Annotated in this window: 11 protein-coding genes and 1 pseudogene; 8 read left to right on the forward strand and 4 right to left on the reverse strand. The window is 70.6% G+C overall.

Annotation, left to right across the window (positions count from 1 at the left end; genetic code table 11):
* Window positions 1–2: 2 nt before the first annotated feature.
* Entirely contained in the window at window positions 3–1,628 is a 1,626-nt protein-coding gene (locus ACVDFE_RS10220) for a serine/threonine-protein kinase (RefSeq protein ID WP_360396057.1), read from the reverse strand.
* A 90-nt stretch (window positions 1,629–1,718) separates the two neighbouring features.
* Here ACVDFE_RS10220 and ACVDFE_RS10225 point away from each other — a divergent pair, with 90 nt between their 5' ends.
* The 6 genes and pseudogenes from ACVDFE_RS10225 (at window position 1,719) to ACVDFE_RS10250 (ending at window position 9,653) form a co-directional block, all read left to right on the forward strand.
* The gene (locus tag ACVDFE_RS10225; protein WP_458430275.1) at window positions 1,719–3,527 is read left to right on the forward strand and encodes a methylmalonyl-CoA mutase family protein; all 1,809 of its coding nucleotides are present in this window, start codon (window positions 1,719–1,721) and stop codon (window positions 3,525–3,527) included.
* The gene (gene scpA / locus ACVDFE_RS10230; protein WP_458430276.1) at window positions 3,524–5,659 is read left to right on the forward strand and encodes a methylmalonyl-CoA mutase; all 2,136 of its coding nucleotides are present in this window, start codon (window positions 3,524–3,526) and stop codon (window positions 5,657–5,659) included. The genes ACVDFE_RS10225 and scpA overlap by 4 nt, the downstream gene beginning before the upstream one ends.
* On the forward strand, window positions 5,652–6,644 hold the full coding sequence (gene meaB / locus ACVDFE_RS10235; RefSeq protein WP_458430277.1) for a methylmalonyl Co-A mutase-associated GTPase MeaB: 993 nt from the start codon (window positions 5,652–5,654) through the stop codon (window positions 6,642–6,644). Before scpA ends, meaB begins: the two co-directional genes overlap by 8 nt.
* Before the next feature lie 56 nt (window positions 6,645–6,700).
* Window positions 6,701–6,994, forward strand: a complete 294-nt coding sequence (locus tag ACVDFE_RS10240; protein ID WP_360401648.1) for a hypothetical protein — start codon at window positions 6,701–6,703, stop codon at window positions 6,992–6,994.
* A 214-nt stretch (window positions 6,995–7,208) separates the two neighbouring features.
* Window positions 7,209–8,381, forward strand: coding sequence for a M20 family metallopeptidase (locus ACVDFE_RS10245; RefSeq protein WP_360401651.1), 1,173 nt, complete (start codon window positions 7,209–7,211; stop codon window positions 8,379–8,381).
* Window positions 8,378–9,653, forward strand: a pseudogene (locus tag ACVDFE_RS10250) (amidohydrolase). The gene ACVDFE_RS10245 and the pseudogene ACVDFE_RS10250 overlap by 4 nt, the downstream one beginning before the upstream one ends.
* Window positions 9,654–9,717: 64 nt before the next feature.
* Here the strand turns inward: ACVDFE_RS10250 and ACVDFE_RS10255 are convergent.
* Window positions 9,718–11,157, reverse strand: a complete 1,440-nt coding sequence (locus ACVDFE_RS10255; protein WP_458430278.1) for an alkaline phosphatase D family protein — start codon at window positions 11,155–11,157, stop codon at window positions 9,718–9,720.
* A 28-nt stretch (window positions 11,158–11,185) separates the two neighbouring features.
* A complete protein-coding gene (gene glpD, locus ACVDFE_RS10260; protein WP_360401723.1) occupies window positions 11,186–12,883 on the reverse strand; it encodes a glycerol-3-phosphate dehydrogenase in 1,698 nt (565 codons plus the stop codon).
* 294 nt (window positions 12,884–13,177) lie between these two features.
* Between glpD and ACVDFE_RS10265 the strand changes: the two genes are divergently transcribed.
* Both ACVDFE_RS10265 and glpK read left to right on the forward strand, forming a co-directional pair.
* On the forward strand, window positions 13,178–13,921 hold the full coding sequence (locus ACVDFE_RS10265) for an MIP/aquaporin family protein (RefSeq protein ID WP_360401660.1): 744 nt from the start codon (window positions 13,178–13,180) through the stop codon (window positions 13,919–13,921).
* A 14-nt stretch (window positions 13,922–13,935) separates the two neighbouring features.
* Window positions 13,936–15,444 (forward strand): glycerol kinase GlpK, encoded by a 1,509-nt coding sequence (gene glpK / locus ACVDFE_RS10270; protein WP_458430279.1) that lies wholly within the window; start codon window positions 13,936–13,938, stop codon window positions 15,442–15,444.
* A gap of 49 nt (window positions 15,445–15,493) precedes the next feature.
* On the opposite strand, the gene ACVDFE_RS10275 is transcribed toward glpK, so the two are convergent.
* The gene (locus ACVDFE_RS10275; protein ID WP_360401666.1) at window positions 15,494–16,021 is read right to left on the reverse strand and encodes a sortase domain-containing protein; all 528 of its coding nucleotides are present in this window, start codon (window positions 16,019–16,021) and stop codon (window positions 15,494–15,496) included.
* Window positions 16,022–16,039: the final 18 nt, after the last annotated feature.

Here is a 16,039-nt window from a genome sequence, read left to right on the forward strand (position 1 = left end):
GCTTAAACCGGGGCGAATGTCGATGCGATCGCGTCGAAGAGGCGCTCCCGTGCCGCGTCCTCCTGTTCGGTCGGGACGGTGACCTCGACCACCCACAGGTCGGTGCCGTGGGGGAGCACGCGGGAGAAGTGCGAGCGCCGCAGCCCGGTCGCCTCGTCGCCCTCCACGGTCCGGTAGACGAACTGGATGCCGTCCTCCGACCGCGGCCCTGCGAGGTTGGGCGTCGGCACCTTCTCGCCGCCGTAGAACCGCGTCGCCCACCGCGCCTGCACGGCCGCCACGTACTCGGCGATCCGGCGCTTCGGGTAGAAGTCGGGGAACCGCTGCACCGCCACCTCGTACGCGCCGGGCGGCGACACGAAGTGCACCACCGCCGAGGCCGGCACGCGCTGGTCGGCCGCGCGCTGCTCCGCGTACTTCGTCCAGCTCTTGTCCACCTTCAGGGTGAACTTGCCGCCCTGGTCGCCGATCGCGGTCACCGCGTCCTCGGTGCGCTGCTCGAACGTCGGCGAGGCCGGCAGCGTCGGCAGCGTCGGCGCGCCCTGCTGGGCCGGCGGCAGCAGCGGCGCCCCGGCCACGAGCCGCGTCAGCGCGAACCCGCCGCCTGAGCCCACCAGGAACAGCAGGACCGCCGCGACCAGCACCAACGTCCTGCCCACCGGCGTGCGTTCCGGCGCCGTCGACCGCGTGACCAGGAACGGCAACGGCCCCGGATCGGCGGCCAGCGGCGCGTCCGGCTCGATCCTCGGCTTCGGCCGCACGATCACCGGCGGCGTGCGCGGCGCACGCGCCTCGAACGCGTCCGTGCCCGGTTCCGGCAGCAGCGGGTACACCTTGCGCCGCACGTCGACCAGCGACATCCGCTGGTCCGGGTCCTTCTGCATCAGCCCGCTGATCACCGGCGCCAGCCGCCCGGCCCCCGCGGGCACCGGCACGTCGCCGTGGATGACCGCGTTGATCGTCTGCATGACGTTGCGGCCCACGTACGGCGGCTCACCGGCCATCGCCGCCCACACCGTGGCGCCCAGCGACCACCGGTCGGCCGCCGCGGACACGTCACCGCCCTGCGCCACCTCGGGCGCGATGTAGGCGGGCGTGCCGAGGGTGATGCCGCGGGCGGTCATGGTGGCCTCGGCGACGTTGCGCGCGATGCCGAAGTCCGTCAGCTTCACCCGCCCGTCGTCGGCGATCAGGACGTTGCCCGGTTTGACGTCGCGGTGCGTGATCCCGACCCGGTGCGCCGACTCCAGCGCCGCCGCGACCGCGTCCAGCACCGCCGCGCCCTGCTTCTCGGTGAGGCAACCCTGTTCCTTCAGCACCTCGCCGAGGCTGCGCGAGGGCACCAGCTCCATCACCACGTACGGGTCGCCGTCGTGCTGGACCACGTCGTAGAGCGTCACCAGGTTCGGGTGCGACAGCGCGGCGACCGCGCGCGCCTCCCGCATCGTGCGCTCGCGCAGCTGGGCGGCCTCGGCGTCGGGCATGCCGGGCGTGTGCAGGATGCCCTTCACGGCCACCTGCCGCCCGAGCACCTCGTCGTGGGCGGCCCAGACCGTGCCCATGGAACCCTGGCCGAGCAGGTGCAGCAGCCGGTACCTAGCCGCGATCAAGCGCTCCTGGTCGTCCACCGGTCCATTGTTCCTGAGACACTTGCTGCATCGTTAACGGCGGTGAACCTCACATAGCCGAGCGCGTACCGGTCGGTGACACTGCAACGCATGATGGAGTTGGCCTTGCCCGCCGAATTCCGCCCGAACGAGTTCCCCGCGGCGTCGCGGGAACAGTGGCGTGACCTGGTCGACGCCGTGCTGAGCAAGACCGGCGCCAGTTTCGACTCCCTGGTCACCCAGACCTACGACGGCTTCTCCCTCCAGCCGCTCTACACCGCGGACGACGCGCTCGGCACCCCCTACGCGCTCGCGCCGGTCAAGCAGGGCTGGGACGTCCGCCAGCGCCACGCCGTGCCCGACCCGGTCGCGCTGATGAACGACCTCGAAGGCGGCGTCACGTCGCTGTGGCTCGCCGTGCCCGCCGCCTCGCTGGAACGCCTGCTCGACGGCGTCTACCTCGACCTCGCACCGGTCGTGCTCGACGGTGACGTCGAGGCGGCGCGGACGATGCTGCGGATCTACGACCAGGCACCGCTGCTGGCCGCCGACGTGCGCGGCAACCTGGCCCTGGTGCCGTCGGCGGACACCTTGCCGGTGATCCGGGACGCCGTGTCGCGGTTCCCCGGCCTGCGGACGGTCGTGGTGGACGCGTTGCCGTTCCACGACGCGGGCGGGTCGGACGCGGAGGAACTGGGTGCGTCGCTGGCCTTGGCCGTGTCGTACCTGCGTGCTCTGGTTTCCGGTGGTCTGTCGGTCGAGTCGGCGTTCGCGCAGTTGGAGTTCCGCTTCGCGGCCACGGCGGACCAGTTCGCGACGATCGCGAAGCTGCGTGCGGCGCGCCGGTTGTGGGCGCGGGTGGCCGAGGTGTCGGGCGTGGACGTGCCGCAGGTGCAGCACGCGGTGACGTCGTCGGCGATGATGACGCGCCGTGATCCGTGGGTGAACATGCTGCGCACCACCGTCGCCACCCTGGCCGCCGGTCTGGGCGGTGCCGACGCGGTGACGGTGCAGCCGTTCGACGCGGCGATCGGGCTGCCGGACGAGTTCGCGCGCCGGATCGCGCGCAACACGCAGAACCTGCTGCTGGAGGAGTCGCACCTCGGCGCGGTGATCGACCCGGCGGCGGGGTCCTGGTACGTGGAGCAGCTGACCGAGTCGCTTGCCGTGGCGGCGTGGACGTGGTTCCAGGAGCTCGAACGGGCCGGTGGGCTGCCGGACGCCTCTGCGCTGGTCGCCTCGCGGATCGCGGAGACGTGGGCGCGGCGGTCGGCCCGGCTGGCGGACCGCAGCGACCCGATCACGGGGGTCAGCGAGTTCCCGGACCTGGCCGAGAAGCCCGTGGTCCGCCCGCCCCACGCACCCGCGCCTGCCTCGGCCTCCCCGGTGTCTGTGACCCCGCCCTTCGGAATCGATACCGACTCGCAGGCCCCCAGGGGGGACGCACCCCCCATCCCGATCATCTCAGGCGGGTCTGACAGTTTCGGGCTGCCGCGGGTGCGTTATGCACAGGCCTTCGAGGAGCTGCGCGACCTCGCCGACGCCCAGCCCGAACGCCCCGTGGTCTTCCTCGCCACCCTGGGCCCGGTCGCCGCCCACACCGCACGCGCCACGTTCGCGGCCAACCTGTTCAACGCCGGCGGTTTCGCCACCCCGAGCGCGGGCCCGACGAAGACCGCCGACGAGGTGGCCGACCGGTTCCGGGGCTCGGGCGCCAAGATCGCGGTCGTGTGCGGCAGCGACTCCAGCTACGCCGAACTGGCCGTCGACACCGTCGAAGCGCTGCGGAAAGCCGGTGCGGCACGGGTGCTCCTGGCCGGCAAGAAGACCGATGCCGACGTCGACGGCCGCGTGTACGCGGGCTGTCCGGCGCTGGAGATCCTGAACAGCACCTACGACTTCCTGGGAGTGCAGCGATGATCCCCGACTTCGCGGACGTCGACCTCGGCTCGCTCCCGTCGGCGAAGTACGAGACCGATCTGCCCGTGTGGGAGACGCCGGAGGGCATCGCGGTCAAGCCGGTCTACGGGCCGCAGGACCTCGACGGCCTCGACTTCCTGCGGACCTATCCCGGTGTCGCGCCGTTCCTGCGCGGCCCATATCCGACGATGTATGTCAACCAGCCGTGGACGGTGCGCCAGTACGCGGGGTTCTCGACGGCGGAGGAGTCGAACGCTTTCTACCGGCGCAACCTCGCGGCCGGTCAGAAGGGCTTGTCGGTGGCGTTCGACCTGGCCACGCACCGCGGCTACGACTCGGATCACCCGCGGGTGGCCGGTGACGTCGGCATGGCGGGGGTGGCGATCGACTCGATCTACGACATGCGCACCCTGTTCGACGGCATCCCGCTGGACAAGATGTCGGTGTCGATGACGATGAACGGCGCGGTGCTGCCGATCCTGGCCCTGTTCGTGGTGGCCGCGCAGGAGCAGGGGGTGCGGCCGGAGCAGCTCACGGGGACCATCCAGAACGACATCCTCAAGGAGTTCATGGTCCGCAACACCTACATCTACCCGCCGCAGCCGTCGATGCGGATCATCTCCGACATCTTCAGCCACACCTCCGAGCACATGCCGAAGTTCAACTCCATCTCGATCTCCGGCTACCACATGCAGGAAGCGGGCGCGACCGCCGACCTGGAACTCGCCTACACCCTCGCCGACGGCGTGGAGTACCTGCGCGCAGGCCAGGCAGCCGGGCTCGACGTCGACAGGTTCGCACCGAGGCTGAGCTTCTTCTGGGCCATCGGCATGAACTTCTTCATGGAGATCGCCAAAATGCGGGCCGCGCGCCTGCTCTGGGCCAAGCTGGTCAACGAGTTCCAGCCGAAGAGCCAGAAGTCGCTCAGCCTGCGCACCCACTGCCAGACATCCGGCTGGTCGCTGACCGCGCAGGACGTGTTCAACAACGTCGCGCGCACCTGCGTCGAGGCCATGGCCGCGACGCAAGGGCACACGCAGTCGTTGCACACCAACGCACTCGACGAAGCGCTCGCACTGCCCACCGACTTCTCCGCCCGCATCGCCCGCAACACGCAGCTGCTGCTGCAGCAGGAGTCCGGCACCACGCGGGTGATCGACCCGTGGGGTGGCAGCGCCTACGTCGAACGACTCACCAACGAGCTGGCGGCGAAGGCGTGGGGGCACATCACCGAGGTCGAGAAGGCCGGCGGGATGGCCCGCGCGATCGACGAGGGCATCCCCAAGCTGCGCATCGAGGAAGCCGCCGCCCGCACGCAGGCGCGCATCGACTCCGGCCGCCAACCCGTGATCGGCGTCAACAAGTACCCGGTGACCGGCGACGAGCAGATCGAGGTCCTCAAGGTCGACAACGCCGGCGTGCGCGCACAGCAACTGGAGAAACTGCGCCGCCTCCGCGAAGAACGCGACCAGTCCGCCGTGGACAGTGCCCTCGACGCCCTGACGAACGCGGCAGGCGGCGGGGGCAACCTGCTGGAGCTGGCGATCAACGCCGCCCGCGCCAAAGCCACCGTCGGCGAGATCTCCGAGGCGCTGGGCAAGGTGTGGGGCCGGCACTCCGCGCAGATCCGCACCATTTCCGGTGTCTACCGGCAGGAGGTCGGCCCAGTGTCCAACGTGGACGCCTGCCGCGAGGTCGTCGAGACGTTCGCGCGGCAGGAAGGCCGCCGCCCGCGCATCCTGGTCGCCAAGATGGGCCAGGACGGGCACGACCGCGGCCAGAAGGTGATCGCCACGGCGTTCGCCGACCTCGGCTTCGACGTCGACGTCGGCCCGCTGTTCCAGACACCCGACGAAGTCGCCCGCCAGGCCGTCGAGGCCGACGTGCACATCGTCGGCGTCTCCTCCCTCGCCGCCGGACACCTCACACTGGTGCCCGCACTGCGCGAGGAACTGGCCAACCTCGACCGCGCCGACATCATGATCGTCGTCGGCGGCGTCATCCCACCACAGGACTTCGACGAACTGCACGCCGCCGGAGCGGCGGCGATCTTCCCACCCGGCACCGTCATCGCCGACGCCGCCAAGGACCTCCTGGTCAAGCTCGCGGACCAGCTCGGCCACCATGGCTAGGGCGATCGACGTCGCCGAGTACGCGAAGGGTGTGCTCGGCGGCAACCGCAGCGTGCTCGCCAGGGCCATCACGCTGGTCGAGTCAACCCGCGCCGACCACCGCGCGCAGGCCCAGGAGCTGCTCGTCGAGCTGCTGCCGAAGTCCGGCGCGGCGGTCAGGGTCGGCATCACCGGTGTCCCCGGCGTCGGCAAGTCCACGTTCATCGACGCACTCGGCACGATGCTGGTCGAGCGGGGCCACCGGGTCGCGGTGCTCGCCGTCGACCCGTCGTCCACCCGCACCGGCGGCAGCATCCTGGGCGACAAGACGCGGATGGCGCGGTTGTCGGTGAGCCCGGACGCGTTCATCCGGCCCTCGCCGACCTCCGGCACGCTCGGCGGCGTCGCCCAGGCCACCCGCGAGACGATCGTGCTGGTCGAGGCGGCCGGGTTCGACGTGGTGCTGGTCGAGACGGTCGGCGTCGGGCAGTCCGAGGTGGCCGTCGCCAACATGACGGACTGCTCGCTGTTCCTCACCCTCGCCCGCACCGGCGACCAGCTCCAGGGCATCAAGAAGGGCATCCTGGAGCTCGCGGACGTCATCGCGGTCAACAAGGCCGACGGCGAGCACGAGCTGGACGCCCGCAAGGCCGCACGTGAGCTGGCGGGCGCGCTCAAGCTGCTGCGCGCGCCGGACGCGGTGTGGCACCCGCCCGTGCTCACCTGCTCCGGCCTCACCGGGGTCGGTCTCGACGAGCTGTGGTCCCGCGTGCTGGAACACCGGACGACCCTGAGCGAGGCCGGGGAGCTGGACGAACGCCGGCGGCGCCAGCAGGTCGACTGGACCTGGATGATGGTCCGCGACTCGCTGTGGCGGCAGGTGCGCGAGAGCCCGGCCGTGCGCGCGTCGGCACCCTCCCTGGAGGAGAAGGTCCGCAGCGGGGAACTCACCGCGACACTCGCCGCGGAGCAGATCCTGAAAGCCTTCCAGGCCGACGCTGGGTGAGTGCGTAACTAGTTTGGGTGACCTTCGATCGTGGTATTCGTTGTAGAGTTCAGGGCATGTCGAGGTTGCTGCTGGCCTGCGTGTTCGCGCTGATGGGCGTCTTCGGGATCGCCGGGACATCGGTCGCCGACGAGGGTGCGAACGCCCCCGCGGTGGTGGTGGCGCAGACGACGGCGAACCCCGGTCCGGCCCTCGACTCGCCGCAGGAGCCGTCCCCGGAGGTGCGGCAGGAGACCAAGCAGAAGCTGTGGATCGGCGGCATCGCGCTGGTGCTGTTCACGATCGTCTACTACCGCAACAAGAAGCGGTGGGCGGCGTGGAAGAAGGCGCGAGCGGCCAAGAAGGGCTGACTCGAGGACGTTCGAGGTGTGTTCGCCTGAGACGCCGCGTCCCACCTGATGGGACGTAATAGTCAAAGTTAAGCGTGCTTCTCGGCCATTTGCGTCATCGTTGATCGGTCAGACCGAAACTCGCTCGCCGCTCGGCGCAGCGCTGCGACCGGCCAGCCGGTTGATCATCATCAGCGCGTCGCGTCCTGGGGGCGGTGATGCAGGATGGTGGCAAATGGGTACCGACTTGAAGATCAGCACACGCTCGACCGTCGAGCGGTACTCCGACGCGCTGGTGGACCTGTCGCACTCGATCCACGCCGAACCGGAGCTGGCGTTCGAGGAGCACCGCAGCGCGGAGAAGATCACCTCCCTGCTGGCCCGCGAGGGCTTCAAGGTCGAGTCCGGTGTCGCCGGCCTGGACACGGCGTTCGTCGCGACGTTCGGCGACGGCGAGCTCGTGCTGGGACTGTGCGCCGAGTACGACGCGTTGCCCGAGGTCGGGCACGCGTGCGGGCACAACGTCATCGCTGCCGCTTCGGTGGGAACCGCTCTTGCGCTGCGTGACGTCGCCGACCGCCTGGGTGTCACCGTGAAGGTGATCGGGACGCCCGCGGAGGAGGTCGGTGGCGGCAAGGTGCTGATGCTGGAGCGGGGCGTGTTCGACGACGTCTCGTTCTCGATGATGGTGCACCCCGCGCCGTACGAGTCGTGCGCCGCGCGTTCGCTCGCCATCACCGACCTGGAGGTGCACTACAGCGGCAAGCCGTCACACGCGGCCGCCGCCCCGCACCTGGGCATCAACGCCGCCGACGCGGTCACCGTCGCGCAGATCTCGATCAGCCTGCTGCGGCAGCACCTCGAGCCCGGCCAGATGGTGACCGGCATCGTGACGAACGGCGGCACGGTCCCGAACGTAATACCCGCCCGCGCATCGGCGATGTTCGATGTGAGGGCGGAGAACCTGGAATCGTTGCAGCGCCTGGAGAACCGGATCCGGGACTGCTTCGGGGCCGGAGCGCTGGCGACCGGCTGCACCCATGAGGTCGTGCAGGTCTCGCCGATCTACGCCGAGCTGACCCCCGACCCGTGGCTCGCCGATGCCTACCGGCACGCGGCCACCGAGCTGGGGCGACGGCCGCTCTCCCGAGAAGAGGAAGCGGGCAGGAAGATCGGAAGCACCGACATGGGCAACGTCACCAGAGTGTTGCCCGCAATCCACCCGACCATTGCCATCGACTGCGGAGACGCGGTGAACCACCAACAAGAGTTCGCGACCGCCTGTGCGTCGGCATCGGCCGATCGCGCGATGCTCGACGGAGCACTCGCCATGGCCTGGACGACGATCGCGACAGCCACCGACCCCCAGCAGCGGGAACGCCTGCTGGCCAGCGGAGGTGCCGCATGACGGTCCTGGACTCCCGCCTTTCCGGCGCTGCGGTTTCTTCCTCCCCTGAGATGCTCGTCGACCCCACCGGGGTGAGCATGTCTCCTGTGGATGATCTCGGAGAGGGCCGCGGCCCCGCCTGGCTCGACGACTGGCTGAAGGCACACGCCTCGGACGTCGTCGCGTGGCGCCGCCACATCCACGCCCACCCCGAGCTTCTCCCGGCGCGAGTACAACACCACCGAGCTGGTGGCGAAGCTGCTGCGCGAGGTGGGCCTCAAGCCCCGCGTGCTGCCCGGCGGCACCGGCCTGATCTGCGACATCGGCCGCGGTCCCCGCATCGTGGCCCTGCGCGCCGACATGGACGCCCTGCCGTTGCACGAGAACACCGGCTCGCCGTTCTCGTCCACTGTGGACGGTGTGTCGCACGCGTGCGGTCACGACGCCCACACCACGGTCCTGCTGGGCGCTGCGCTGGCACTGGCCTCCGCCACCGAGCTGCCAGGACGGGTGCGGCTGGTGTTCCAGCCGGCCGAGGAGGTCATGCCCGGCGGAGCGCTCGACGTGCTCGCCGCGGGTGGCCTCGACGGTGTGGAGCGGATCTTCGGCCTGCACTGCGACCCGCGCCTGCAGGTCGGCCGCATCGGCACGCGCATCGGCGCCATCACCTCCGCCTCCGACCTGCTGGAGCTGCGGCTTTCGTCACCGGGCGGCCACACGTCGCGGCCGCACCTGACCGCCGACCTGGTGCACGCGCTGGGCACGGTGATCACCGGCCTGCCGACGATGCTGTCCCGCCGCGTCGACCCGCGTTCCGGCACCGTGCTGGTGTGGGGTGCCGTCCACGCCGGTGAGGCGCCCAACGCGGTGCCGCAGGACGGCCTGGTGCGCGGCACCCTGCGCACCGGCGACCGCGACATCTGGGCCGAGCTGGAACCGCTGGTCAAGGACCTGGTGACCGGTCTGCTGCTGCCGACCGGCGTCGGGTTCGACCTGCACCACCGCCGCGGCGTCCCGCCCGTGGTCAACGAGCGGGAGTCGACGCAGATCCTGCGCGCCGGCATCGAGGCCGCACTCGGCGACGACGCGCTGGCCGGCACCGAGCAGTCCTCCGGCGGTGAGGACTTCGGCTGGTACCTGGAGCACGTTCCCGGGTCGTTCGCGCGGCTCGGCGTGTGGAACGGGGTGGAGAAGCAGCGGGACCTGCACCAGCCGACGTTCGACCTGGACGAACGGGCCCTGCTCGTCGGGGTGCGCGTGCTGGTCCACACGGCCCTGGCCGCCCTCGCCTAGCTGTGAAGGCGTCCGCAAGTACCACCAACCACGTGGTTGGTGGTACTTGCAGACGCCGTTCGCGTCAGAGGACCTGGTCCACCTGAGCGGTGTCGTGCAGCGTCCGCCACGAGTGCGCGAGAGTCACCGCCGTGTTCGGGTCGCGCTTGTCGGCGAGGTAGTGCCAGTCCATCCGCACCTGCTCCGGCGTCACGGTCAGCACCTGCGCGCCGTGCGAGTCGAGCTCCACGAACTTCACGTGCGGGTTCAGGGCGCGGAACTGGGCCTCGATCTGCAGTGACGCGGAACGCGGCGGCACGCCGATGCGTTCGTCGAAGTTGTCCGAGGTCACCGAGGTCGAGACGAACTCCGTGGCGACCGTGCCCTCGCCGAACGGCACGTCGATCGCCCACGACGAGTGGATGTCGCCGGTCAGGAACACGGCGTTCTTCATGCCCGCGCGGTCGAGGGCGCGCAGCACGACCTCGCGGTCCGCGGGGAAGCCGTCCCACTGGTCGGTGTTCGTCGGCGGCAGGCCGGGCAGGGGCGGGATCTTCAGCGGGGCCAGCATCACCGAGTTGCCGACGAGCTTCCAGCGGGCGCGGCCGTCGGTCAGCGCGGACGTGAACCAGGCGCGCTGGGCGGTGCCCAGGATGGTCGTGTCGGTGCGGTAGCTGCGCAGGTCGAGCATGGTGAGGTCGGCGAGGCGGCCGAAGTGCAGGCGGCGGGTCAGCTTGCCCTCGCGGACCGGCATCCACTCGAAGTAGGCCTGCGTGGCCGCGGCCAGACGGGCGCCCCAGGGGCCCTCGGTGGCCGGGTCGTGGACAGGGGAGCCGATGGACGAGGAATTTTCCGCCGACTCGTGGTCGTCCCAGGTCGCGATGACCGGGTGCGCCGCGTGCAGGGCCTGCAGGTGCGGGTCGGTCTTGTACTGGGCGTGGCGGGTGCGGTAGTCGTCGAGCGTCTCGCACTCGTGCTGCGGTTCGGTGACGCGGACGCCGGGCTCGAAGTACTCGTAGACGTAGTCGCCGAGGTGGATCACGGCGTCCAGGTCGTCACGGGTGGCGAGGTAGCCGTAGGCGCCGAAGTGGCCGGCGATCCAGTTCGCGCAGGAGACGACGCCGAACGTCAGCGAGCCGCAGTCGGCGGACGGGCGGGGAGCGGTCTTGGTGCGGCCGACGGGGGAGACCACGTCGGCGGCGGTGAAGCGGTAGTAGTAGCGGGTGGCCGGGCGCAGGCCGGAGACCTCGACCTTCACGGTGTGGTCGCGGTGGGCGCCGGTGAGGGTGCGGCCGCGTGCCACGACGTGCGTGAACGACGCGTCGCGGGCCACCTCCCAGCGGATCGGCCCGTCGGTGACCACGCGGGTCCACAGCAGCACGCCGTCCGGGTGCGGGTCACCGGAGGCGACGCCGTGCTCGAAGACGGGTGCGGTGGTGGCGTGCGCGGTGCCGGTGACGGCGGCACCAGCGGCACCGGCGGCGGCAGTGGCTTTCAGGAACGTTCGACGATCGACCCCGGGCATGCCGCCCAGCATGCCCGAGGCCGGCTCGTCAGCTCACGGGTTCGGTCAACTGCGGACGGGCTTCGGGAGCCGCGGCACGAACGGCGTCCGCAGCTTGGTCGTCCGCCTTCGTCTGCGAGGTGCGCTCGGACTCGACCCGCGCGTTGTAGACCTCGACCTCGCGCTTCACCGCGTCGTCGTCCCAGCCGAGGACCGGGGCCACCAGGCGGGCCACGGCCTCCGCGCAGTCCACGCCGCGGTGCGCGTACTCGATGGAGATGCGGGTGCGGCGGGTCAGGACGTCCTCCAGGTGCAGGGCGCCCTCGTGCGACGCCGCGTAGACGGCCTCGACCTGGAGGTAGTCGGGGGCCGCGGTGATCGGCTTGAGCAGCTCAGGGTTGCCCGCGGCCAGGCCGAGGACCTCGTGCACCAGCGAGCCGTAGCGGTCCAGCAGGTGGCGGACGCGGTACGGGTGCAGGCCGTGCCTGGCCGCGAGCTGGTCGGCCTGGTTGACCAGGGCGTGGTAGCCGTCGGCACCCACCAGCGGCACCTTGTCGGTGATCGACGGCTGGATGCGGCCCGGCACGTCGACCTGCGCCGCGTCCACGGCGTCGGCGCCCATCACGCGGTACGTCGTGTACTTGCCGCCCGCGATCGCCACCAGACCGGGCGCGACCCGTGCCACGGCGTGCTCGCGCGACAGCTTCGACGTCGAGTCGGACTCACCGGCCAGCAACGGGCGCAGACCCGCGTAGACGCCCTCGATGTCGTCGTGCGTCAACGGCGTCGCGAGCACGGAGTTCACGTGTTCGAGGATGTAGTCGATGTCGTGCTTGGTCGCGGCGGGGTGCGCGAGGTCGAGGTTCCAGTCGGTGTCGGTGGTGCCGACGATCCAGTGGTTGCGCCACGGGATCACGAACAGCACGGACTTCTCGGTGCGCAGGATCATGCCCGCCTCGGCCACGATCCGGTCGCGCGGGACGACGATGTGCACGCCCTTCGACGCCCGCACCCGGAACCGGCCGCGCGAACCCGAGAGCCGTTGCAGCTCGTCGGTCCACACACCGGTCGCGTTGATCACCGCGTGCGCCCGCACGTCGACCTCACGGCCGTCCTCGACGTCGCGGACCCGCACGCCGGACACGCGGTCCGCCTCCCGCAGGAAGCTGATCACCTGGGTCGACGTGCGCACGACGGCGCCGTAGTGCGCGGCGGTGCGGCCGACCATCATCGTGTGCCGGGCGTCGTCGGCCTGGGCGTCGTAGTAGCGGATGCCGCCGATCAGCGCGTCGCGCTTCAACGCGGGCACGAGCCGCTGGGCACCCGCACGGGTGAGGTGCTTCTGCCCCGGCACGGACCGGGCCCCGCCCATCGTGTCGTAGAGGAACAGGCCGGCCGCGGTGTACGGGCGTTCCCAGATCCGGTTGGTCAGCGGGTAGAGGAACGCGACGGGCTTCACCAGGTGCGGCGCGATCCGGGTCAGCATCAGCTCGCGCTCCCGCAGCGCCTCGCGGACCAGGCCGAACTCCAGCTGCTCCAGGTAGCGCAGGCCACCGTGGAAGAGCTTGGACGACCGGCTCGACGTGCCCGAAGCCAGGTCACGGGCCTCCACCAGGGCCACCCGCAGGCCGCGCGTGGCCGCGTCCAGTGCCGCGCCGACGCCGACCACCCCACCGCCGACCACGACGACGTCGAACGTCTCGGACCCCAGGCGCTGCCACGCCTCCTCGCGTTCGGCGGGGCCCAGCCCGCCGGTGACCGGAGGGGCGACGGGGGTCTGCGGTGCTTCAGCTGCGTCCTTGTTCGTGGCCACGACGGATGCCTCCCCTGTGCCGACTCGCGGATCACGTTACCTGCAGTCACCGACCTCCGCCCACGGGCGAGCGCACCGGGTCCCCACGGCCTGAAAACGGCCCGGCGAACCCACCTCGCGTGGACAACTGATCAGCCCGGTAATAGCGTCCGAGCACGTTGCAGGCGGGCAGCGCGGCCTGACCTCCGGGTGTGCGCTCCTCCTGGCCGCAGACGAAGGAGGCTGACGGTGGGTGCAGGCTCGATCTTCGTGTGGGAGGTGCTGGGGACGGCGGTCCTCATCCTCCTGGGCACCGGTGTGGTCGCGAACCAGGTGCTCAAAGACACGCTCGGCAACAGCACGGGGTTCCTGTTCGTCAACGTCGGCTGGGCGTTCGCGGTCTTCGCGGGTGCGAGCATCGCGAACCCGAGCGGTGCGCACCTCAACCCCGCCCTCACGTTCGGGCTCGCCATCGCGGGCAAGACGCCGTGGGGTGACGTCCCGTTCTACGTCCTCGGGCAGATGGCCGGTGCGATCATCGGCGCGATGCTCTGCTGGGCGACCTACAAGCTGCAGTTCGACACCCACGACGAACCGCAGAACACCCTGGGCATCTTCGCCACCGGGCCGACCGTGCCGAACGCGCTGTGGAACACGGTCTCCGAGGTCATCGGCACGTTCGTGCTCGTCGCCTGGGTCCTGCTGTCCCCGTCCGCGAAGGCCGCCGAGGGCGGACTGCCGCAGTTCGGCAACTCGGCGCTCGGCTACGCGGGCGTGGCGTTCGTGGTCCTGGTCATCGGCACGTCACTCGGCGGCCCCACCGGGTACGCCATCAACCCCGCTCGCGACCTCGGTCCGCGCATCGCCTACGCCTTCCTCATGCCCATCCGCGACAAGGGTGGCGCAAACTGGGGCTACTCGTGGGTGCCCGTCGTCGGCCCGCTGGTCGGCGGCGCACTCGCGGCGTTGCTCTACCTGGTTCTCCCGGTCTGAAAGGACACACGCGCATGACCCAGTACGTGGCCGCGATCGACCAGGGCACCACGTCGACCCGCTGCATGATCTTCGACCACTCCGGGCGGGTGGTGTCGGTCGACCAGAAGGAGCACGAGCAGATCTTCCCGAAGGCCGGGTGGGTCGAGCACGACCCGAAGGAGGTCTGGCAGAACACCCGCCAGGTCGCCGCCGGCGCGCTCGCGAAGGCCGACCTGACCACCGCGGACATCGTCGCCGTCGGCATCACCAACCAGCGCGAGACCGCGGTGGTGTGGGACCGCAACACCGGTGAGCCCGTCTACAACGCCATCGTCTGGCAGGACACCCGCACCGACCGGATCGTCACCGAGCTCGGTGCGCTGGGCGGCGGCCAGGAGCGCTACCGGGCCAAGGTCGGCCTGCCGCTCGCCACCTACTTCTCCGGCCCCAAGGTCCGCTGGATCCTCGACAACGTCGAGGGCGCCCGCGAGAAGGCCGAGGCGGGCGACCTGCTGTTCGGCAACATGGACACCTGGGTGCTGTGGAACATGACCGGCGGGGTGAACGGCGGCGTGCACGTCACCGACCCGACCAACGCCTCCCGCACCATGCTGATGGACCTCGACACGCTGCAGTGGGACTCCTCCATCGCATCCGACATGGGCATCCCGATGTCGATGCTGCCGGAGATCCGGTCCTCCTCCGAGGTCTACGGGCAGGTGCGGGAACGCGGCGCGCTCGCCGGCGTGCCGATCGCGGGCATCCTCGGCGACCAGCAGGCGGCGACGTTCGGGCAGGCCTGCCTCTCGCCCGGCGAGGCCAAGAACACCTACGGCACCGGCAACTTCATGCTGCTCAACACCGGCACCGAGAAGGTGATGAGCGAGAACGGCCTGCTGACCACGATCTGCTACAAGATCGGCGAGGCGGCACCCGTGTACGCGCTGGAGGGCTCGATCGCCGTCACCGGCTCGCTGGTGCAGTGGCTGCGCGACAACCTCGGCATGATCGGCGACGCGGCCGAGGTCGAGCGGCACGCGCGGTCGGTCGAGGACAACGGCGGCGCGTACTTCGTGCCCGCCTTCTCCGGCCTGTTCGCGCCCTACTGGCGCTCCGACGCCCGCGGCGCGATCGTGGGCCTCACCCGGTTCGTCAACAAGGGCCACCTGGCGCGCGCGGTGCTGGAGGCGACCGCGTTCCAGACGCGCGAGGTGCTCGACGCGATGAACGCCGACTCGGGCGTGGACCTCACCGCGTTGAAGGTCGACGGCGGCATGGTCGTGAACGAGCTGCTGATGCAGTTCCAGGCGGACATCCTGGGCGTGCCGGTGATCCGGCCGGTCGTGGCCGAGACGACCGCGCTGGGCGCCGCTTACGCGGCCGGGCTCGCCGTCGGGTTCTGGAAGACCGAGGACGACATCCGCGAGAACTGGGCGATGGACAAGCAGTGGGAGCCGCAGATGGACGACTCCCGCCGCACGTCGGAGTACGCGAACTGGAAGAAGGCCGTCACGAAGACCTTCGACTGGGTCGAGGACTAGGAGTCACGGCACGGCGAGTTCGTGCCGGACGACCGGCACGAACTCGCCGTCAAACAGCGTGCACGATCACGTTGTCGCGGGTGCCGCACGTGATCAGCCGCAGCCCCTGCTGGTCCGCGTCCTTCGCCACGGCCTCGGCGAAGTAGTCGTCGCGGATGACCCGCTCGGTGCGCGTCACCGTGAACCGCGCCACCGAACCGTCCTTCTTGGACACCTCGACGACGTCGCCCTCTGCCAGGTCGTTCAGCCGGTAGAACACGCCGCGGGCCCCGTTGCTCTCGATCCGCCCGACGATGATCCACTGCTTCGGTTGCGTCTGGTGCCAGCCGGCCTGCATGCCCTCGTTGGCCGGGGGCATCTGCACGGCGCCGTCCGCGCCGAGGGGCAGCTGGATCAGCGAGGACCGCACGCCGATGCGCTCGACTCTCAGCTCCATCGGATCCGAGTTGCCGAGCGGCGACACCACCGGCGGCGGTGCGCTCTCGCTCGTCGCAGCCGTCGGCTTCGGCGCCGGCTGCGAGCAGGCGGTGCCGGCCAGGGCCACGCTCAGCACCGCGATCAAGACACGAGTCCCCACGAACCCATTGACGCACAT

This window comes from Lentzea chajnantorensis (assembly GCF_054300775.1).

What these genes read in the sequence shown, in the direction of transcription:
- scpA (WP_458430276.1), top strand. Translation starts at nt 3,524, where the DNA reads ATGATCCCCGACTTCGCGGACGTCGACCTCGGCTCGCTCCCGTCGGCG.
- ACVDFE_RS10240 (WP_360401648.1), top strand. Translation starts at nt 6,701, where the DNA reads ATGTCGAGGTTGCTGCTGGCCTGCGTGTTCGCGCTGATGGGCGTCTTC.
- ACVDFE_RS10225 (WP_458430275.1), top strand. Translation starts at nt 1,719, where the DNA reads ATGATGGAGTTGGCCTTGCCCGCCGAATTCCGCCCGAACGAGTTCCCC.
- glpK (WP_458430279.1), top strand. Translation starts at nt 13,936, where the DNA reads ATGACCCAGTACGTGGCCGCGATCGACCAGGGCACCACGTCGACCCGC.
- ACVDFE_RS10245 (WP_360401651.1), top strand. Translation starts at nt 7,209, where the DNA reads ATGGGTACCGACTTGAAGATCAGCACACGCTCGACCGTCGAGCGGTAC.
- ACVDFE_RS10255 (WP_458430278.1), bottom strand. Translation starts at nt 11,157, where the DNA reads ATGCCCGGGGTCGATCGTCGAACGTTCCTGAAAGCCACTGCCGCCGCC.
- meaB (WP_458430277.1), top strand. Translation starts at nt 5,652, where the DNA reads ATGGCTAGGGCGATCGACGTCGCCGAGTACGCGAAGGGTGTGCTCGGC.